The following is a 19,287-nucleotide window of genomic DNA, read 5'->3' as shown; positions in this document are numbered from 1 at the left end:
TCTTTCGGATGTCAGACATCGAGCATTTAATCATACAGATGTGTGACATTGAAATTGTCATGGGTATGAACATATCAACACGATTTGCTTGGGATTATAGTAAGAATGATCGGTCCCAATTTAATGGGACCGATTTTTAATTTGATGATTTCACTCTCGAAATCATTCCATCGATGCTGTCCTGAAACACTCTGAATGGCCTTCCTCCTGTGCGGTAACTGCCGGCGCCTATGATCCAGATATAAGGGAACACCTTCTTGGCCGCCGGCTGCCACGCCTCTCGTTCCCATTCCCCGCTCAAATAATACTGTTCATATCGATTCATCTTATCTTGCATTACCTTTTCCGTATACATTGAGCGTTGTATCTCAACGAACCACGGAGCTCCTTTCCAGATCGTGAAGACGTCCGGCTCCGGCCGCCCCTTCCCGCCGAGCTTAGGCTCCACATCGAACACCCGCGGCAGCTCCACCTTCCGGATCTGTTTGTAAAAGTCCACGATAGCCAGGAAGTGCCCTATCTTGGCGCTGTCCTTTTTGATTCCTGGCACCGGAAAATAGATGTACTTCCGGCGATCCGTGGCGCAGGTAATGACGTCATCCCGCCGCAGGCGCTTGAGGACCATGTTGGCCTGAGTGATTGGATTTTTGATGTTGGAGAAATGGAGCTCCGCGATATCATCCCGGCTGAGGCAGCGGAAGCGTACCAGATCGGACACGATAGCCTTATCCCGCGCATTCACTCTCATAACACTCCTATCTCGATTGTTTCGTCATCCTCACTTATTTCCGGCTCATTCTGGGCCGCTGCTGGCTCCTCTGCCCGCTTGTAGGGCTCCAGGAGTGCCTTTGCCTTCGGTAGGTCCAGATAAGGGCCCTGTACGGTCGTCAGGCCGTCAAGCTTGAGCACCATTCGCCCCTTTTGGCTCTGTTGAATATCCGCTGCCTCCCCGCTGCCGAGGGTAATCCGGCTGTTAATTTCATCGGAATGACGGAAGGCCATTCGGACCGTAAGGTTATTCTTTAATTTACCGTCAAGGACATCCGAGTCCGGCCGCTGCATGCTGAGGATCAAGAATACCCCAAGAGCCCGCCCGATCGCGCTGATCTCCTCAATGCCGTCCATGAGATCCCGTTCCTTTTTCAGCAGCGCTACCTCATCGATCGCCAGCACGATATAGGGCGGCCGTTCCTGTTCCGGCAGATCGTCGATATTCGCCAGGCCCTCTCGGTCCAGCAAGTCCCCCCTCCGCCGCATCTCCTTCCGGATCCGCAGAACGATCTTGTGCAGCTGAGGCGTCTCAACAACAACCTCCCGCGCCACCCCCTTGAACAAATGGAACTCCGAACGCTTAAGGTCCGCACAGTACAATTCCAATCTGTCCGCCGCTGTCCGGATAAGAGTCGTCAAGATTGACCGCAGAGCGACGGACTTCCCGCTGCCGGTCTCCCCGGCCACCAATAAATGCGGGTGCTCCGTCATGTCATACACTTCGTCCCCTGTCCGGCTCCGTCCGACATAGATAGGCAGTCTGAGCCCTTCCACGGCTCGCACTACGACCTCCGGATCATAATCGAACCGCCGGACCTCCTGGCTGTAAATGTTCAAGGTGAATGTCTTGGAGGAGCCGAACAGCTCTATGTTCTCGCCAAAGGTTTGTTCAAAGAGCCAATCCCGTTTCCGGACCTCCTTCGGGTCTAGGCCGTTCGGCAGGACAAAGACCACCTGCACGCAATCAGGATAAACCGTGACCCGGCTCACCTGAGGATACACTCGGAGCTCCTTCCCCTGCCGCCCTCTGCGCTTCAGGCATATTTCTCCGGCCACGAACAGCTTCCTCATCCTAGTCCGATACATTGAGTCTGCTGTCGTTCTGTAGATCGACCACGCGCCGCCCAAGCAGCCGCAGGCTGCCGCTAACTTAATAATTGCTATCCCACCAACTCCGCTCATTATCATTCGCTTCGCCCCTTTTCGCTCCCGCTCAAAACAGATCTACTTTTCCGCTATCTATCAGCGTTTTCGCTCGTACTACAATTGCAATACTACTGCTGCTTATACAAACGTACCTGCAAAGGTATCTGCTAAAGCATCAAACATGCACTCCGAAGGTGTGAGCAACCTGTCGGAGGCACTCCCACCAGACCTCAAACGATACGTAGGCGCATGCAACGTACCCGGCAATCTTGACGAATATTACCTTGCCGCCATGCCCCATATTTTCAAGGACCGTGCTGGAGAAATGCGATACCACACCGATCCCTAGGATTTTGAATATCGCTGCCACTTCGATCATGCGATCCCTCCTTAAATAAACCCCTCAACGACAAAGTCATTCCCCAGCTCCGGAGCCGGCATAGCCAGCCTGCCGCCGCCGTTCCCGCCGTCTACATCCCGCTGAATCAGCCGTTTGAGATAACCGGACTTATTCGGCCGCTCCTGGACGTGATTGTAGAGCTGCAGTTGGTCTGGATCGAGCACGTTAAATGCCACCTGTATAATCCGGATCTCCTTAGCCATAAACCCTCCTCGCGATCAAGAAGAACGCTTTTACATTGGCATACTGCGGATCACCTTCGATTAACTGGATACCAGGGAAATACGCGCGCAGGGCCTCCAAGACGGCCCCAGCACCGCCCCCACATAGGTAAACCATATCATTAGCCTTCCAGCCACCGGCAAGCGCCCTGAGAGCGATCTGGCGGGAGAAGTCTGCAGGCTTAACGGATCGCAGCGTCTCCATCCCGGTCCCGAGCGTAAAGCTCCCGCGATCATTAAACCGGCGATCAATCAGCGTGCCGAAATTGACCGTGCCGCTGCCGATATCGATCACCCGGATCACTCCGCCCCCTGGAACCAGGAGGCCCGCCGTCACCCCCTCCGCCGCCACCTCGCAGCGCCGGATAACGATGATTTTTCGCTGTCCGTTCACGATCAACTCATGCCGGCCGCAAAGCATTTCCTTGATAGCTGCCTTCTCCGTCTCCTGGTGCGTGCTAATCGGCTGGCCGACAATGATCTGGTGCTCTATACCCTCACCATATTGGTGCAGCGCCAGCAGGATCCGCAGGCGGGCATCCGGATGCGCCTTACTTTCTCCCTTGCGGCTTTCCGCGCACTCGCTCTCATGGAGGGCAAGAGTGCCGGCGAACCCCCGCTGGCCGTCATACTCAAACTCGAAATCATGATCCCCGTGCTGCTGCCGGAGGTTGCGTTCCCGGTACTCCCCGATCAGGGAGGGGAACGCCCGCAGCTGCTTGCCGTCGAAATACTTGGTCATGTAATTGCCTGCATCAATGGCCGATATCATCCGCATCCCACCTTGTTGTTGAACTGGTTACGGAACCGGACTGGAGCCTGAGCCCTTGGTGCCGTATCTGGTTACATATCTATGCCCGACGGCTTGCCTATGTTTCATAGTTACATGAATAAAATTTTCATAGATTGTCCATCCTCTGAAGTAGAAGGGGTGTGGGGAAATGTACGGATTAGGTAAAAAGAGAACACGGTTCGGGAAATTCCTGGATAGGAATAACATCACTCAGGGATGGTTAGTGGCTCACGCCAAACTAAATCGAAATACGTTGACTCAGCTTTGTGGGGACGATCAATACGAACCGCGTGCAGAAACAGTACAGAAGATCATATCCACGTTACGAAAGCATGGATACGACGTACGCGCACATGATTTTTGGACATAAAAAAAGACCCCACATTTTGTGGGGTTAGTTCATATACATCGCCATTCGTTGGTCTAGCAACATTATTCTTTCCGCGTAACCATTGTCATCAAAAACAACTGATACCAGATATACATTTTCCATATCTTCGATGTTTTCTTTCGTCTTTGAGTCTTGAGTCAGAAACGATCCTTCCATAGTGTCGTAAGCAAAGTCTATGCTTTTATCAGCTTCGAGGAGTACATTCTCCTCACCATAGGCTTTCTTGATATCCTCCTTGAGCATACCGATCTTGATCTTCGGTGATTGATATGCATCTGCTGCCTCTTTCTCCAAGGAAATCCCGGCCACTTTGTCTTCACGATACATAATTCTTACACCAGACTCATATGAGAAAAAGTTCAGAGTGGATTTTTCGCCTGTCCCTAGAACCTTTTCTACATCGGATCGATTCATCCCATACTCTACTTTTGACTTCTCTTGTCCAACGCGCTCGATTGAAAGGTCTTTCTTAGTCAGCCCCGTCCCTTGCCCTTTTTCATTGCATCCAGCCAACATAATTAATAAAACGACAAATAATAAAACACCTCTTAGCTTCAATATCTCAACTCCCCCTTTTCCTCCTAAATACTAACAAATGTATCATCTATGTGCTACGATTTATTCCTCATTTTGGTTTCTAAAAGAAAAGAAGAAGCCTGCCATGGCATATCGCCGGCAGGCTTTAACTTTTAATACTTTGTCCAGTATTCTACATTATTTTGCTTTGGTGGTGACTTCTCGAGGACTTCAGTCCGAATGATTTGGATTCCATCTGTTGTGGACTTATCCGGCCAAATGATGTATCCCTCGGCCTCAAGGTACTCTAGCCCTCTCACAATATCAGGCCGCCTCCGTCCGGTCATAACCTCTAAACGTTTAAAATCAGGCATTCGGCTTGCATGGACTGGGCTCGGGTAATTGATCAAAATCCGAAGTAATTTACGCTCGGGATCTGGAAGCATCGCTTGATCACTCCTTTTTAAATCATTATGAGTATATCATAATTTTAATATTTTGTTCTTGTTTTGTTCGGTTGTATAACACAACTAATTAGGGTATTATTAAATCAACAGCAAGAGACGAACGGGGAACCGATAAGCCGGGGATGCCGGATGAGGAAAAAGGAGCGTAATTGAAATGATGACTTACACAATCGATGGAAAAGAAATTACTCTGACTCAGGATGCTTACATTGATGGACTGCCTGGTGAGCGTCCAATCTACAAGGCCCATGGTACAGACGCTCAAGGAAATGAGTATATCGTGACCTGGAATGTTGTTGACGGGTGGGAAAACATCGAGGATGAGTCCGAAATGTGCGACTGGGAAAATCCAATTGGACTGATGCAGGTAAAGTAGCACCGCCCCTTGAATACGTTGGTGCTGAGTGGATCGCCGAACACATCACGGGCACCACTCAGCAAAACGTAAGCAAGACGGCCAAAGCAATGCTTAAGCCGGGGTACCGAGGCAAAGAGGAAAGATTCCCGCGGCCTCACGCTGTAGTCAAGGGGCGGAATGGAAAAGAGACTCCATTGTGGTTAGCGAGTTGGTTTGAAAGCGAGGAATCATAAATGCCAAAATCTTTGATTGATTTAACGGGCGAGCGATACGGACGTCTCGTCGTAATCAAGGAGATCGAGCGGCGGGGTTATACCCGGCGTTGGCTGTGCCGCTGTGACTGTGGAAATGAGGTGCCTGTCACCATGCCAAACCTACGAAACGGTCATACAACATCCTGCGGGTGCGTACAGAGTGAACGCGCCAGCTCTGCTAATCTTGATGATCTGAGGGGACGCCGCTTTGGAAAACTCGTCGTCCTACGACGGGGACAAACAAATAAGAAGCGCCGCGTACATTGGGTTTGTCGTTGTGAATGTGGAGAGGAAACGAGTGTTTCCGCACTTAATTTGCGTAATGGTACAACTAGATCATGCGGTTGTCTCCGCGTAGAAAAGGGTACGGAAGTGCAAAAATACAACGAGGACAACTTACGAGTTGATGGCGTTTATACTCCGGTGCTTAAAAGCAAAATCAGACGCGATAATAGAACTGGCGTCAAGGGCGTGAGTGTTAAGCGGAAGAAAGACGGGAGCGAGGTTTACCGGGCAAATATTCGGGTAAACGGCAAAACGCATTACTTGGGTGAGCACGCTACGATAGAGAAGGCGGCAGCTGCCAGAAAGGCCGGAGAAGAAAAGTATCACAAGCCATATCTCGAAATAGATACAAAAAAAGACCCTGCCAGCGAATAGCCAGCAGGGTCATCGTTTACAGAAACTTATTCGTTTTATGTGTCTCGTCTTTGTAGCCTTTTCCCTCTTTCGGGTTAGAGATGATGCCAAGCAGCACCAGGAGGCCGAGAACAGCAACTGCAAGCGCCATAATCTTGGCGTTCAGTTCCTCCGTTAACGCAAACCCGAATAAATCCCCGGATGCTTGTACTATCAGCAGCACTGCCGCTACGATCGATACCCACATACCATAATTTCTCCATTTGTTATTTTCCATGATCAAACATCTCCTCTCTTAATGATCATCCCGCCGCGGTGCAGGACCGTAATCATCCGATAAAATTCATAGCTGCTTGGGCTCTTGGTCGAAATCAGCCCAGCATTAAATGCTTGTTCAACGGCATCCTTAGCCCAGCTCGGAACGTCCATTTTCTGCAGCCTTTCAAGCTCATCAATGCGTGCCCGTTGCTTTTTCAGTGATGCGCCCTGTTCCTGCAGCCCTTTCTTCAAAACCTTGTTACTGGATTCTAGGCTCGCGACTTTTCGTTCTAAAGCCTCGAACGCTGCCTTTTCTGCTGCATTCATATCCCCAACCCTTTCTGGATATTGATCTAAATCGTCTCTGAATTCATTCATGTCGATCACCGGACATGCTTTCCAGGCATAACCCGGATACTCACTATGCCCCTTGATCTGCTGTGCTGTCGGAATCACCTTACGGAGCTGACGGACTAAATCAAGCGTCGCCTGGTACTGCTCCGCTGTTGGATTCTGTGTCCGGAAGTCTCCGACCATGCAAATCCCCAGGGCATGCTTGTTGCTATTCCCGACGTGATAAGTGACCACTTCAGGGTCCCAGCACTTATATACGGTGCCGTCACGCTGGACCACAAACGGATAGGCAATACCCGGCCAGCCGTTCGTATTTACGTGAAAGTTAGCGAAAGCTTCTGGCGTGCCCGAGAAGGTCAACGAATGGTGGATCGAGATCGATCGGATATCCGACAGCCGGCGCGTCTTATACCGCTTTGTCTTGTGGGTCGGGAGCTTCCCCCGAAGATCGACCATTTTCATCTTTCCTTGCCTCCCCGCTCGCTTTTTCCTGTAGTACAGCCACAGCCTTGACTAGGGCATCAGGAACTTTGAATCCCATCTTCCCGTAATTCTCAATGATACTTAGCAGCTCATTGACGATGTAAAAGAAAACGACAGCATCCCGGAGATAGTGCATATCCCCTAAGACGCTGTCGATCAGATGTGCTACTGTGACCAGAAGGAAAATTCCAACCTTCTTAGCTATACCAACGTACCCTTTCATCGACCGGAGCTCGCCGCGCATCCAGGCGGCGGCCCAGCCGGTTAGATAATCAATGATAACGAATACCAGCAGCGCATTCATCATCGCTGTCCACCCCCCGAAGAAGTAGCCTGTTATGGCTCCTAATAGTGCTGCTATTCCCCCATAGATCCTTTCATCCATGACCCTTCCTCCTGTCTCCATATCTCTCTACAAGGCATAAAAAATACGCCTTCCGGCGCGTGCTATGCTACATATTCGACTCCAGTTATTTGCTGGTACTCCTCAGAGGTGATCATCTTTGCTACAACAAAGGTCTTTAAACTGTCGTCATTGTATAACGGATGCTGATTATCGTAATAACGCTTGATGATCGGATACCACATTTACACTGCACCTCCTTTCAGGGAGGCAACCTCAAGCAACAGGCTTCCCACGGTATCCTCAAGGGAGGCTATTGTCGCCTTATCGTTGGCGCTCTCCAAAATGAGGTTCCCAACAGTCTGATTCAACTCAGTGACTTGTTCGGACAGCGTAGGATCCGGGTCCTGGAATTCAGGATACTCATCGGCGAAAACAAGGAAATTCCCCTCAGTTATATTCTGTTCTTCGACTAAAAACAAATTAGCGTGTTCCTCAATGATCAAGGAGCGTTCTTCTAAGGAGTTGTATTGTTTTTTAACTCTCATGTTTACTTACACCACCTTATTCTATTATTTCGAAATGATCGGCCTTCGGGAGCTCTTGTGTACCTACACATCTAAAACTGTGAGATTGGTGTACAGAGTTAGATACTCACCTCTCGCATTAACATCACGGTTACTTGACCAGATATACAACTGTATCTTGTCATTCGCATTAACTGAAAGATCTTCGACAAAAGTAGTAGTAACGGTGCTGTTTGTCTGTCGTAATATACCTCGCGGAACATCATTAACATACAGTTGACCATAAGCTGTCGCCCCTCCATCGGTACGTAACCCAAAGGAAACTCGATAAACGGCTTCTAAAGAAGGCCTAGCAATCGCTGATGTAGGCGATGGGGATGTAGAAGAGCTCCCCGACACCCAGCGACTTTGGAATAAGAAATGATCTCCTGGACCAATCGTCACAAGAGTACCGATCAAGTTCGCCACGTTCACATCTTTCCGCAAATTCGCGGAAGTGAGTCCAGGAACGGCTGCAGTTACCCATGTAAAGCCGTCATAAAACCCACGAGGTGGACGAATGAAGAATCGATCTCCTGCCCATACGGTAGCCTCAAGCCCCGGCATATGGTTGTTCTCTGCGCTTCGGTTTGGCATCTGACCTGCTTTTTTAACCCCGTCATCATATCCGGATTGACCAACAAGTAGATACTGCGGGTCGAGTACAGCGTCGGCCGTATCTACTACAGTAGACTTACCAACCACGCCAAACATGTTTACTCCCCCCCTGATGTTTTCGGAACGAAGCGCAGCCTCGGCTGCTTGCAACTGTGCTGTTGTTACCTTGATCTCGCCGTCACCCGCGCCGCCTTTTTGATATCCTTTCTCGGGATATACGGCTAAGGCTCCGTCAGGCCATTTAGCCGCGCCTGTAGCAGTCCTGATTCCTGTAAGGTTAGGCATCGTCCCTGTGATCAAACCGTCCTCCCCTGGAAACGTCTTTCCTGCCAACACGTCAGCTGCTGTCGCTGTTCCTACCTCCCCCCCTTCACCCTGTAAGATAAAAGCCGTTCCGTCATATACCCAGGTATAAACTCCGCCTGCCTTTAAACTGGCCGGACTGCCATTTGCTTTAAGTGCAGCCTTAGCCCCCAAGCCATTAAAGTTGAAAGTCGGCGCTCCTGTGCTGGCAACATTCACCTTAACAACTACACGCATGAATTTTTTCAGGCTGGTCGGTGCTGGGGTTAATGTCGCTGTGTATGCGGTGTTCCCGTTGACCACTGCACCAGTTGCTTCACCTGATGGAGTCTCTAAAACGCTGACCTTCTGATCCGTATAAGTCTTTGCCTCAGCCACTCCAGCGGCCACATCATCAGGCGTTGCGAAAATCAAGGAACTATTAATCACCGCTGATACATTCTGCGCTTGGCCAAATGTGACGATCATGTCAATTGTCTTTTCGATGATATCCGGTGATCCAACTGCAGGAATATATTCCGCTGCGCTTCCTGAATTTCCGTATGCGTAGAGGATTTCTCCCTCATCCGGATCTTGGGCAAATATCCCTAGCTCGCGGAAGAAAAATCCCGTCGTAACGTCCTGACTAGATAATACCGCCCCTACAATCGCTTGGGCCGGAAGCTGCGGCTTCAGCCTGGTAATCGGGAGGGACATCGTTTCATGGATCAATTTATTTAATGAGGGGATGGACTGGCCGCCGAGCTGCCCGTCTCCGACCCCCATCCTCGTGAATTTAAGCTGTGCGCCTGCCTCAGCCTTGGCTTGCAAATTTCGGCCCTTGTTTGTCTGAATAAGACCGCCAAACGCGCCCATATTACACCATCCTCACTGTCATTTTCTCTCCCATCCGGAGGATTCCCGCAAAATAAAGATTCATCGGTTCAGACTGCGACAGGATAACACGCTCCAGATGAGCACTTAGCCGCGTCACCGATTCCACGGCCCGATAAAACTCCTGCGCGCGCTCCTGAGTCACTTCCGGATTGTTGGTGATGACCTGGTAATATCCAGGTTCTCCGCCATATTCAAACCATTCCTCGACCTTTCCCTCGCCGAAAAGGATCGTGATTAAATCCTCGATCGCCGCGGGCGTCCCTTTGATCTGGTGAAACTCCTTCGCATTTAGGAGCAGCTGAATCTTCTGCTCTAATGGGAGCGATGTGTCCCAGAAATCAATATGGTCCTGCCAGGCTCGTTCGTCGGCTTCGGCATCCGTGATCTTCCCTTCCAACAGTCGCCGATAGAAAGAGAGGTCCTTCACCTTTTGCGTAAGTTCTCGCATGTGCCCGTCCAACGCTCGGGCCGCTGCCGACACGGTAGGGTCTGCCTGGGCATTCGGGGGCAGCAGGTCATAAATGCTGATCTGTGCGATATCAATCATCGGCAAGCCCTCCAAAATTGACGTTGATCGCAGTATCCTGGGCCACCTGTAGATCGGTTATCGGTGTATAGACCGGGCTGACCACGTTCACCCGAAGCGCCCCTGCATTCATGATCCGTCCGATCAATTCTGACGGATTGATGTGCCGCCCCAGCTTGGATTTTTGCCACAGGGCATATGATGCCACAGCCTGATTAACTGCCGCTTTAATGATTTCAGATTCGGCTGCGCGCTCCCTGTTGATGTAATAAGTCAGCTCGATCTCATAAGGGACTGCCTCGGGAGCCTGGACAGTCACCAGGTCGGTCAATGGACGGATGCGCCGCGAATTCACCTTCTCCGCCACCGCATCAAGGACAAGCTGAGTAGGCATAGTGCCACCCTCAAGCAAAGGGATGATGGTGACCTCTCGCGGTGCCTCTGACACGGCCGCCACGTCCACGATGGCGGCGCTAGCCGTCTTTGCCCAATAGATATATCCTTGCTCCGGCCCGGCCGTGGAAAACGATTCTGGGGCCATCCTGATGCGCTCCCGGTATGATTCATCATCCTCCGTATCGGCACCGCCTGCGGTTGTCGTCAAGTTTGTCACAGACGCCACAAACGGTAACGGGTCAATGAGCGTCGTCAGCTGCCCCGGCAGAAAGCCGTTGCCGATGACGCCCGGCGTCAAGCATTCAATCAGGACGTCTGCTGTCGTGTTCCCTGCCGGGATGGTTACTGCCTCCCGTGTAGCAAACATAATCGTACCCTCCGCTCCATCCGGTGCGATCCTGGTGCCGGCCGGAATGATCTGCGGCGTAACCAAGGGAATTGATAGCGTAAACCGCTCGGTGGTTACTGCTGGCTCCGCCTGTAGCCGGGGGGTGTTTGGCTCTCCAAGGTAATCAAGGATCACGCCCCGGGCATACCGCAGCAACTCGCCCTTGGCGACCTGATTGATCAAGACGCGCTGCTGCACAAACAATAGCGCGAACGCGCGCATTACGAGCATTTCCGGATCGGCCCTGTTCAGGATCCTGCCGGTGATCCCTTGAAATACGTCCACCAGCTCCAAGAACACCTTGTCCACGTCCTGCTCAACAAATTGAATATCTGGTAAATCTACGAGCGCCATTATTGCACCTGCCTTTCTACAAACCGGATCACGGCGTGGTACTTGCCTTGCTCTGCCTCTTCTTCGCTTTGCTCGAATTCGATGTCAACCACTTCGGCCCGCGGTTCGAATTCTGTAATGGCTGCCGTAAGCTCATTTACCAGGAGGGCCTGAGCTATGACATCCGGTTGATCCACAACATCAGGAGATATACCAAAGGCACGATCCAAAGGGACCGTGCCTGTAAATGTGCTTGCTATAACCTGTATATTTTGCTTTATCGATTCGATGCCGGTAAGCCCAAACCTCATGGGCGCCGGCGGTGTACCACTTACTGTATGAATCATACGTATTCCTCCAATGTAACGGACAGGCCGGCTTTGAGGAGATTGCCCTCCCGATCGATGTCTTCCCACGATTGATTCAGGTTCGTGATCTTCCATTTTCCCTGTCCTAAGGGTTTTCCACCGATCTGTAGTAGCAGGACCTTACCTTCCCTCTGATAGTCCAGCAGCTTTTCTGCCTCTTTTCGGGGATTCATACCAAGCCGCGCATCGAACTGCATCGTGAACGAAATCGTATCAAGCCCCGGGCCCATGAACTGGCTGCGGGGCTTTTGCAGATGGATCTCATTGGTCCCCCATCTTGCCGAGGAATCTCTCTGAAAGTCCCGGAATGTCCGTACCTTGATCGGAGTTTTAAAGGACGATATGAAAACCACATCGCCCAATGCTCCAAGACCAATCTTCATATGACTTCACCGCCTCGAGTTATGCTGCCGTCTACGGTAAGATTTCCGGTTATGGTTACGTCCCCTTCTATTTGCACGCCGCCGGCAGCTTTAACGACCAGCTTTTGAGTGGTTCGATCATAATAGGCATAGGAGCCATCCTCAAACCATACCCCTCGTTGATCTGGAGTGCCCGGCGGATCCTCTTCATCATCGATCGCACCAATGCAAATGCCGTCCGATACCCCATTTGCATAAAACAAACAGGCTACTTCCTGCCCCGGCTCAGGCAAGTCATTACTCCGAGCCCAGCCACCACGAGTAAGCACTGGAAGGTCCCAGGAAACCATATCCTCTCGGTCTTCGAAAACGGCTGTTATCGTCCCTGTTTCAGGGTCCGCAGTGGAACACACGCCGATACGGAATATATTTCGAAATTGGCTTGATTCCATGATTACCACCCCAATACCTTACGTATTTCAACATCAACCCTGTATGGATTTGAACCGAGACTGTGCGTCGCACTCTCGATAATATACTTGCCATCGAAGCGGCCGAATCCTTTTACATTGACGGTTAATCCAGATGCGAGACGGATGTCGCCGTCCAATGTAAAGCGTGCCTGGCCGGACTGTTTGTTCTGCTCACGCAGCCGATTCCGTGCCAGGCGGTTCGCTTCGGCTACCGATTCAACCCGTTCATTGATACGGAGAACGGGAAGGTTCTTTGCGTTAGGGAGGCTGTATTTCCCTGTGATAACTTTCGGAGTCACTGTTTTTTTTGGTGCGGCAGCAAGCGCAGGCGTCATTGCCTTCGCTTTGCTCTTCTTTTTCGCCTTTTTGGCCGGGGCCGGCGGCCGATAAGTAACTACACATGACCCGTAGGCTCTATTGGTGCTGCTCTCGCTGAAACTGTAGGATATAATATTGCTTTTGCCACGCACGATGTCCAGGACCGCTGGCTTCTTTTCATACTCAGCCTCATCAAAGAGCACAAGTTTTCCGCCGGATATCTTCGCTGCGATCCCCTCATCCTTGGCGATCTGGATCAAAAAGGAAAGATCCGACTGATCCGTTTGATCTATCCGATCATAAGTCGGATTTGAGGACGCTGAATATACCAAACCTAGCTTTGCCCGCGTTGCAATGTCCTGGGCGATCGTCTTGAGTTTGACGTTCTCCCATGCCTTTGTTCGAGACTCCTGTTTAGCTTGATAACCCCCAAGTGGTAGGGCTACCGCCTGAATTGCTACGGTATCCGGCGGTCCATTGACATCGATGGCATCGACTTCAAACGATCCGCAAGGCAGCTTGGCCTTCTGACCGGGTTTATCCCAGTTGATCACCGTGATCTCCGCGATTAATTTATCACCAAACTCGGGCTTCCAGGTCTTTTGCCAGTTCGCATCCCTATCATCCAAGGTAACCGTGATGTTATCCTGATCCCCGGGCGCTCCGTCCGTATATGAGAAGTCCATCAGGTATTTGCTCAGATACTCGGTCCCTATATCCTTGCCGTTGTATTTGAGCATCAGATACGCATGACGTCCATCCTGTACTGTCTTCATGACCCGTCCTCCTCCAGACGCCACGGCGGCAGTGTAGACGCCGATGCGACCGGAATATCCGGTACCTGCAGCGTGATCCCGGCCGGAAAAATGACAATCTCCGTATGGTTAGGATTGGCCGTCATTAGCGGCACCATAAATGACTCATCTCCCGCAATAGAAAAGGCGATACTATCCCAAGTATCGCCCTGAATCGTTCTATAGGTTTTCATTAAGACATGCCCACCCTTTGCCTGTTTCTTTGCATTTGTTTGTACAGGTTTTCAAATTCTCGAAGTCCTATACTAAGAGCCTCCTTCACCTGACCTTCGACATTGCCAGCACCACCGTTTACATGGATAACTGGGCTAAAGTTAACTGAAGGGCTATCTCCTTGTCCAGAGTCAACACCAAGCATCCGGCCAGTCATGGCGTACAGATCACGTGACCGCTTACTGTTATTGATCGGGATCGCCATCTCTGGCCCAGCCTCGCCGAAGATAGATGGCTTGTCGGCATAACCCCCGTCCCCATAAGCCTCCATTGACTGCATGTTGGACCCTGGTCGGACCCCGGCCTGTCGCCAAACAACAGAAACATCAATTTGTTTCTCAAGCGGTAGGTTGTTCATCTCTTCGTTTAAGGTCTCAAGCTGCCGCATAGCACTATCGAACCGCGCCTTTTCCTTCGCGGTAAGCTCATCGTATTTCTGAGCCATGTCCTCAATCGGAGCGCCGAGGTTCAGTTCAATCAATGCAGCCTGTGTATCATAAAACTTCTGGAAAGTTTGCTCGGTTGTTATCAGCTCTTCTTGTGTTTTGGTCAAGCTTTCGTAATTTGAATCGAAAGCCTCTTTCATACCTTGGAAATCAAAGAGCATGTTACTCCAGTTATTTCCGTAGAACTTACCTGTCACACTTTCGATTTCAGCTGCGAGCTCTGCCAACTTTCGAGCTTGTTCTTCGCCAGTAGTTGTGTTGATGATCTTCTCTTGACGGTTCACAAAATCTTGATACTGTACGTAGGACTCACGCGCCTTCTGGTATGCTTGCTCATACTCTGATAAGTTTTCGGTCATGGATTGATACTCTTCCTTCAACTGAGGAAGTTGAGAACGAGTATCTAGGATTTCAGCATCCAGGCGACGCTTCTCCATCTCCAATTGTGTCTGATTGAGTTTATCTGCAAGACCCAGCTGCTCCCGGAAACTATCACTCTTAGCGTCTTCCGCCTTCAAAATTTCAGGGTTTAGCGCGATGAGTTCTTCTTCAACATTTTTTTGCTTTCTACGCGCTTCGGCCAATTCCGCTGCAGGCGTCTTCGTGTTGTTGATTTTCTCCTCGAGTCGATCGTACTCACGGATCAGATTCCTGGTTCGCTTTGTCTGGTGCTCGATATCGTTATAATTATCAAAAGCACCATCCAGAGCATCCCCCATATTGATCAGAGCTTGACGCGCCTTTTCCTGATGGTTTTTGTAGGCAATCACTCCTGCAGTCAACGCACCGACAGCGCCAATAGCTAACCCAACTGGATTCGTGAGCAACCCAGCCACTCGGCCGAATTTACTTACTCCATTCGTTGTATCGAAAAGTGCGCTCCCTACACTGGTGATGTCTTTGACCATGCCAACCGAATTTTTAGCAAGCAGTGCAGCCGGAACCCCAAGCCCGATAGCTTTGATGAGATCCTTATTGTCCGAGGCCCAGTCCGTTAAACCGTGCAAGACAGGCATCAGATCCTCGCCGATCGGGATGATCACCTCATCCATCAGCTCGCGACCAAGCACCTTCAGGTCATGCGTCAGGTTGTCGTATTTGACGGCAGCCATGTCTTCCATGGTGGACTCCGTCATATTAAACTGGCTCCGGACGGAACCGAGTGCGGCAACGACGTCTTTCTCCAGGTCTTCCCACTGCGTGCCAAAGAGCTCGACACCCAGCATGTTTCGATACACCGGGTCCTCGATGTTGTTCAGTTCTTGAATGACCTGCTGCATGACGTCCTTACCCTTAAGGGCACCAGTGCTCAAATCGGCAAGGATTTTATCCCCGCCGCCCATCATGCCTGAGATTGCAAGGAAGGTATCCTCTGCCTTTTTGCCGCCCTTCTGCAGGTTCTTGACCATCTCCTTGGCGGTATCGGCAGAAACATGCTTAAGCAATTGCAAATACTCAGCTGACTTGGTTCCGCCTTTGGTCAGGGCCGTGGTGAACTCTTCGATGCCTTCTGGAGCAAACAGGGCCGCCAGTGCCTCGGCAGTCTTCTCGCTGCCGTCCTGGATCCGGATATTGAATTCTTTCGCTAAATCCCCAACCTTATCAAGGTTCCAAGCGCCAGCATCCAAGCCGGCTGCGAAGATATCGAACATCTCTTCAGCAGAGTAACCAAGCGCAGCAAACTGCGGCGCGTATTCGTTCGCAGAATCGAGCAATTCGCCGGACTTATCCAGGCCCCGCTGTGCCCCCTGGGCGAGCAGATTCATCGATTCCTCTGAAGTGATACCAAATTGCCGCATAATGGTGTCTGACGCCTTCACGGACTCGGGAATGTCAAACTTGAAAACATCTTGAAGGACAATGGCATTCCTGGTAGTTGTCGCCAGCTCATCGCCTTGCTGCTTAGTAACGTTTCGAGCAATTACCAGAGCGTCTGTGAGGTCACTCACACCCTCGCCGAGTCCCTTACGATACAAACCCTCAGTAATATCTTGAAGACCTTCCAATTCAGCCGCTGTCGCTCCTGTAGCTGCTCCCAGTTGCCCAGATTGAGCATCCAGCTCACCGATCGTGGTGATCATCTGACCAATTGAGCCAGTTATCCTATCGATAATAGCGTAAGCGCCAGTGTACTGCCCGACGCGCTGAAGGACATCCCCGAATTCGCGAACGTCTTCCCCAAGTTCTCCGAAAGCTCCAGACGCTTTATCCGCATCTCTGATCATTTCGTCAAAGCTTCCGGACTTGCGGAGCGTATTGAGATCCTTGCGGAGATCAAGAACATCATCACTGAGCTCGTCGAACGTCCTCTTTAGTCGGGGGTCGATCTCACCGTTTAGTTCGAACGACATTTCGTATTTTTTTGGCATCGATTAACCCCCTCCTTTCCGAGCTTTGTCTTCTTCGTATATTTCCAGGTGTGCAGATTGCCATTCCCATAGTGACAAGAAAGGCTGACTCATCCAGTATGGAATATCAGCCCTCATCATCCTTGACAATCGAATCGAGATTTTCATCACGCTGCGCGTAGGATCTTCACCTAAACCAAACCGTTCAAAAAATCTTTGGCAGCACCTGCCACTTTCAAGAAATCACGTGCCGGAAGCTTTTTGATCATGAATGGACTCACACCAGCTGCTTTAGCCGCAGTCACTGCATGGTAGCCAGGATGCTCTCCCTTGAATCGGACGTATACATTCTTCTGTCCTTTGATGAAGTCCATAAAGTCCGACTCGATCGCCATGATGTCATCACCTGTGAGGCGATCAAAATCGAGCGTTAGCTCCGAATAATCTACACCATCCCATGAAATAGGCCGGGACAGCTTAATCACTGTACCGGCCGGCTTGATTTCTTCCAAATTTTCCGTGTCTACTACTTTATCACTCATAGTTCCATTCTCCTCTCAAATTAAGCCAGTCCCAACGCTTTTCGCACATCCAACAGGGAATCCTGTCCATTGATCCGGCAAATGTAATTAAACTTATCCAGTTCAAATACCGCTTGGCCGTCAATGAAAATCTTGAGGTATATTGCCTCAATAGTGTTGGTAGTTCCGGTTGCGGCATTTTGAGCCAATGTTCCAAGGTCCAGGCCTTTACTAAACCCGCGAACAACAATCTTGATGGCCTTGTTCACCACACCACTTCTAGTGTTATCAAATTCGCTAAACGCGCCGCGGATCTCTAAGCCCTTAAAATCAGGACTTACCAGATCAAAGGAGTCCCTATTAATAGTCCGCCAGGCGATCCCAAGCTCTAACGATCCGTAATGTCCCCGGGAAGGAAGGTCAACCTCCCCGAGTATAGATGCTCCAGACAAGGTATCTGTTAGAGGCGTAAGGTTAGGGAGGGTGATATCACCGGTTGCCAGGTTATTATTACTCCCTTCGGGAAAAACAGATAAGCCTTCGAGTTTAATCGGTATATTCTTCATTCTTAATGGACCCTCCTTAAGCTGCCGTCAATGCAGCCAAATATGATGCGTCGTAGCTTACCAGGAATTCAATCTCTTGGGCCATGGACGGCGGCGTGATATAAATGCGGTACACCATCTTGCCACTGCCAAGCTGATCGTCCGGATTATCTGCTGCGAGAAATTCTACCCGACCACCGAGAAGGTAACCCGCGCCGACCAACCCGTTAAGCCAAATGTTCGCTCCATCAGCGATCGACTCGATCAGGCGGCGATTAAGTGGATTGTCCACCTGCTCCCAGTGCCGCAAAACTAACTGGTTTTTGATGTACGACATCATTCGTCGGACTGGAATGAATGAACGCTGGGCGTCTTTAAACTCCGGATATGCTCCGGTATAGTTGCCCCATGCTCTGAATCCATCAGTCCACCGGATGCCTGTTACAATGCCGTTGGCATTCAAAACATTCGCCTGGTCGAACGGGATCCGGACGGGAGTTCCATCAGCGTAGACCAGGCCGTCCGCTTTGATCGGCTGGTTCGATGGAGTCTGATACGGTACACCCTCATTCTGTGCGTCAGTGGCTACCATGTCAGCCGTTACCAGAGTAGACATGTGATAAAGGCGTCCTTTGTATGTTGTCATCGGGTACGTGTTCGTTTGGAGGTGGCTGGTATAACCGTTATCCTCTTTCCAGGCCGCGATATCGACATACTTTTGATTTGCGTCCAGATCCGTGACGGCATGAGCCTCGAACAGGCCGTTGATGTTCTGGGTCTTTGCCACCATCACGGCAGCCACCACCGGATCGTGCGACCAGCCCGGAGCAACGATCAGGTTCGGCACGAAAGAGGTCTCCAAGAACACGTCCTCGATCAGTTCCAGGCCAGTGCGTTCGCCTGTTTGCGCATCTGTGCCGCCAATGATCCGGCTGGCCGTTACGTTGGATGGCTTCAGCGTGCTGTACCCTACCTGCAGCGACGTGGTTCCCGCTGGGATAGCGCCGCCGCTGACGATGGCGATGACTAATTTACCTGCAGCATTAAACGTGAGGGTAAAATCCTTGCCCACCTGATAATTGGTTGTTCCATCGCCGACAGTAACCGAACCTTTAAGGACTCCTTCCTTATCGATCGTATGGATTCCATCGACAAATGTGGCTGCCGCCGGAGCCGTGGCTTCTGCATCTGTCACATCTAGCACGTTCACGAAACCGATCGGAGACTGCTCGCTGTCAACGAAATGCGCGTGAGCTGCTTCGCAGAGCGTGAACGACTTCCAGTCGTAAGAAAATCCGAGCTTATTCCGGAAGTCTTCGAGGTTCTTGGCGATAATGATCTTATTTACCGCTCCGGCCGGATCAGCGACCTGGTTGATCGGAGCCGTGCCGAAATAAATAGGCAGCGTGTTCGTTTGCACGACCGCTGCCTTGGGTTGAAACACTTCGGTTGTCTTTACACCATGAAATTCAGCCATG

The 19,287-nt window shown here is 50.8% G+C and carries 25 protein-coding genes; 2 read left to right on the top strand and 23 right to left on the bottom strand.

Features of this window, described 5'->3' with window-relative positions:
• Positions 1 to 136 precede the first annotated feature (136 nt).
• From NSQ46_RS06945 to NSQ46_RS06920, 6 genes are all read right to left on the bottom strand, one after another.
• Complete coding sequence (locus NSQ46_RS06945) at positions 137 to 748, bottom strand: hypothetical protein (protein ID WP_342576547.1); 612 nt, start codon at positions 746 to 748, stop codon at positions 137 to 139.
• Positions 745 to 1,827, bottom strand: coding sequence for an FtsK/SpoIIIE domain-containing protein (locus NSQ46_RS06940; protein WP_342576546.1), 1,083 nt, complete (start codon positions 1,825 to 1,827; stop codon positions 745 to 747). Before NSQ46_RS06940 ends, NSQ46_RS06945 begins: the two co-directional genes overlap by 4 nt.
• Before the next feature lie 265 nt (positions 1,828 to 2,092).
• Positions 2,093 to 2,296: a hypothetical protein gene (locus NSQ46_RS06935; protein ID WP_342576545.1), complete on the bottom strand. Its 204-nt coding sequence runs from the start codon at positions 2,294 to 2,296 to the stop codon at positions 2,093 to 2,095.
• A gap of 11 nt (positions 2,297 to 2,307) precedes the next feature.
• Positions 2,308 to 2,520 (bottom strand): hypothetical protein, encoded by a 213-nt coding sequence (locus tag NSQ46_RS06930; RefSeq protein WP_342576544.1) that lies wholly within the window; start codon positions 2,518 to 2,520, stop codon positions 2,308 to 2,310.
• The gene (locus NSQ46_RS06925) at positions 2,513 to 3,310 is read right to left on the bottom strand and encodes a ParM/StbA family protein (RefSeq protein ID WP_342576543.1); all 798 of its coding nucleotides are present in this window, start codon (positions 3,308 to 3,310) and stop codon (positions 2,513 to 2,515) included. Before NSQ46_RS06925 ends, NSQ46_RS06930 begins: the two co-directional genes overlap by 8 nt.
• Positions 3,311 to 3,725: 415 nt before the next feature.
• Positions 3,726 to 4,280, bottom strand: a complete 555-nt coding sequence (locus NSQ46_RS06920; protein ID WP_342576542.1) for a hypothetical protein — start codon at positions 4,278 to 4,280, stop codon at positions 3,726 to 3,728.
• Positions 4,281 to 4,859: 579 nt separating this feature from the next.
• Here NSQ46_RS06920 and NSQ46_RS06915 point away from each other — a divergent pair.
• Together NSQ46_RS06915 and NSQ46_RS06910 are read left to right on the top strand one after the other, a co-directional pair.
• Entirely contained in the window at positions 4,860 to 5,081 is a 222-nt protein-coding gene (locus NSQ46_RS06915) for a hypothetical protein (protein ID WP_232239208.1), read from the top strand.
• A gap of 608 nt (positions 5,082 to 5,689) precedes the next feature.
• Entirely contained in the window at positions 5,690 to 5,977 is a 288-nt protein-coding gene (locus NSQ46_RS06910) for a hypothetical protein (protein WP_342576541.1), read from the top strand.
• A gap of 16 nt (positions 5,978 to 5,993) precedes the next feature.
• On the opposite strand, the gene NSQ46_RS06905 is transcribed toward NSQ46_RS06910, so the two are convergent.
• The 17 genes from NSQ46_RS06905 to NSQ46_RS06825 all read right to left on the bottom strand — a co-directional run bounded on the left by NSQ46_RS06905 (position 5,994) and on the right by NSQ46_RS06825 (position 19,286).
• Positions 5,994 to 6,233, bottom strand: a complete 240-nt coding sequence (locus tag NSQ46_RS06905; RefSeq protein WP_342576540.1) for a phage holin — start codon at positions 6,231 to 6,233, stop codon at positions 5,994 to 5,996.
• Between the two features lie 2 nt (positions 6,234 to 6,235).
• Positions 6,236 to 7,030 carry an N-acetylmuramoyl-L-alanine amidase gene (locus NSQ46_RS06900; RefSeq protein WP_342576539.1) on the bottom strand — a complete coding sequence of 265 codons (795 nt, stop codon included), beginning with the start codon at positions 7,028 to 7,030 and terminating at the stop codon, positions 6,236 to 6,238.
• Positions 6,975 to 7,436: a phage holin family protein gene (locus NSQ46_RS06895; protein WP_342576538.1), complete on the bottom strand. Its 462-nt coding sequence runs from the start codon at positions 7,434 to 7,436 to the stop codon at positions 6,975 to 6,977. The genes NSQ46_RS06900 and NSQ46_RS06895 overlap by 56 nt, the downstream gene beginning before the upstream one ends.
• 62 nt (positions 7,437 to 7,498) lie before the next feature.
• Positions 7,499 to 7,639, bottom strand: coding sequence for an XkdX family protein (locus NSQ46_RS06890; RefSeq protein ID WP_342576537.1), 141 nt, complete (start codon positions 7,637 to 7,639; stop codon positions 7,499 to 7,501).
• Positions 7,640 to 7,942, bottom strand: a complete 303-nt coding sequence (locus tag NSQ46_RS06885) for a hypothetical protein (RefSeq protein WP_144869664.1) — start codon at positions 7,940 to 7,942, stop codon at positions 7,640 to 7,642.
• Between the two features lie 63 nt (positions 7,943 to 8,005).
• Complete coding sequence (locus NSQ46_RS06880; RefSeq protein ID WP_342576536.1) at positions 8,006 to 9,736, bottom strand: phage tail protein; 1,731 nt, start codon at positions 9,734 to 9,736, stop codon at positions 8,006 to 8,008.
• 1 nt (position 9,737) lies between these two features.
• Positions 9,738 to 10,304 carry a phage tail protein gene (locus NSQ46_RS06875; RefSeq protein WP_342576535.1) on the bottom strand — a complete coding sequence of 189 codons (567 nt, stop codon included), beginning with the start codon at positions 10,302 to 10,304 and terminating at the stop codon, positions 9,738 to 9,740.
• On the bottom strand, positions 10,297 to 11,421 hold the full coding sequence (locus NSQ46_RS06870; protein ID WP_342576534.1) for a baseplate J/gp47 family protein: 1,125 nt from the start codon (positions 11,419 to 11,421) through the stop codon (positions 10,297 to 10,299). The genes NSQ46_RS06875 and NSQ46_RS06870 overlap by 8 nt, the downstream gene beginning before the upstream one ends.
• Positions 11,421 to 11,747 carry a GPW/gp25 family protein gene (locus NSQ46_RS06865; protein ID WP_342576533.1) on the bottom strand — a complete coding sequence of 109 codons (327 nt, stop codon included), beginning with the start codon at positions 11,745 to 11,747 and terminating at the stop codon, positions 11,421 to 11,423. The genes NSQ46_RS06870 and NSQ46_RS06865 overlap by 1 nt, the downstream gene beginning before the upstream one ends.
• Entirely contained in the window at positions 11,744 to 12,151 is a 408-nt protein-coding gene (locus NSQ46_RS06860) for a phage tail protein (RefSeq protein WP_342576532.1), read from the bottom strand. Before NSQ46_RS06860 ends, NSQ46_RS06865 begins: the two co-directional genes overlap by 4 nt.
• A complete protein-coding gene (locus NSQ46_RS06855; protein WP_342576531.1) occupies positions 12,148 to 12,393 on the bottom strand; it encodes a hypothetical protein in 246 nt (81 codons plus the stop codon). The genes NSQ46_RS06860 and NSQ46_RS06855 overlap by 4 nt, the downstream gene beginning before the upstream one ends.
• A gap of 191 nt (positions 12,394 to 12,584) precedes the next feature.
• Positions 12,585 to 13,697 carry a contractile injection system protein, VgrG/Pvc8 family gene (locus NSQ46_RS06850; protein WP_342576530.1) on the bottom strand — a complete coding sequence of 371 codons (1,113 nt, stop codon included), beginning with the start codon at positions 13,695 to 13,697 and terminating at the stop codon, positions 12,585 to 12,587.
• Positions 13,694 to 13,909, bottom strand: coding sequence for a tail protein X (locus tag NSQ46_RS06845; protein WP_342576529.1), 216 nt, complete (start codon positions 13,907 to 13,909; stop codon positions 13,694 to 13,696). The genes NSQ46_RS06850 and NSQ46_RS06845 overlap by 4 nt, the downstream gene beginning before the upstream one ends.
• Complete coding sequence (locus NSQ46_RS06840) at positions 13,909 to 16,764, bottom strand: phage tail tape measure protein (protein ID WP_342576528.1); 2,856 nt, start codon at positions 16,762 to 16,764, stop codon at positions 13,909 to 13,911. The genes NSQ46_RS06845 and NSQ46_RS06840 overlap by 1 nt, the downstream gene beginning before the upstream one ends.
• Positions 16,765 to 16,934: 170 nt before the next feature.
• Complete coding sequence (locus tag NSQ46_RS06835) at positions 16,935 to 17,285, bottom strand: phage tail assembly protein (RefSeq protein ID WP_342576527.1); 351 nt, start codon at positions 17,283 to 17,285, stop codon at positions 16,935 to 16,937.
• Between the two features lie 20 nt (positions 17,286 to 17,305).
• The gene (locus NSQ46_RS06830; protein ID WP_342576526.1) at positions 17,306 to 17,830 is read right to left on the bottom strand and encodes a phage major tail tube protein; all 525 of its coding nucleotides are present in this window, start codon (positions 17,828 to 17,830) and stop codon (positions 17,306 to 17,308) included.
• Between the two features lie 16 nt (positions 17,831 to 17,846).
• Positions 17,847 to 19,286 carry a phage tail sheath family protein gene (locus NSQ46_RS06825; protein WP_342576525.1) on the bottom strand — a complete coding sequence of 480 codons (1,440 nt, stop codon included), beginning with the start codon at positions 19,284 to 19,286 and terminating at the stop codon, positions 17,847 to 17,849.
• Between the last annotated feature and the right edge of the window lies 1 nt (position 19,287).

The organism is Paenibacillus sp. FSL M8-0142 (genome assembly GCF_038597315.1).
Lineage (GTDB): Bacteria > Bacillota > Bacilli > Paenibacillales > Paenibacillaceae > Paenibacillus_AQ > Paenibacillus_AQ lactis.
Note: the sequence above shows the minus strand (reverse complement) of the source record. Positions and strands in the feature narration are given on the sequence as shown.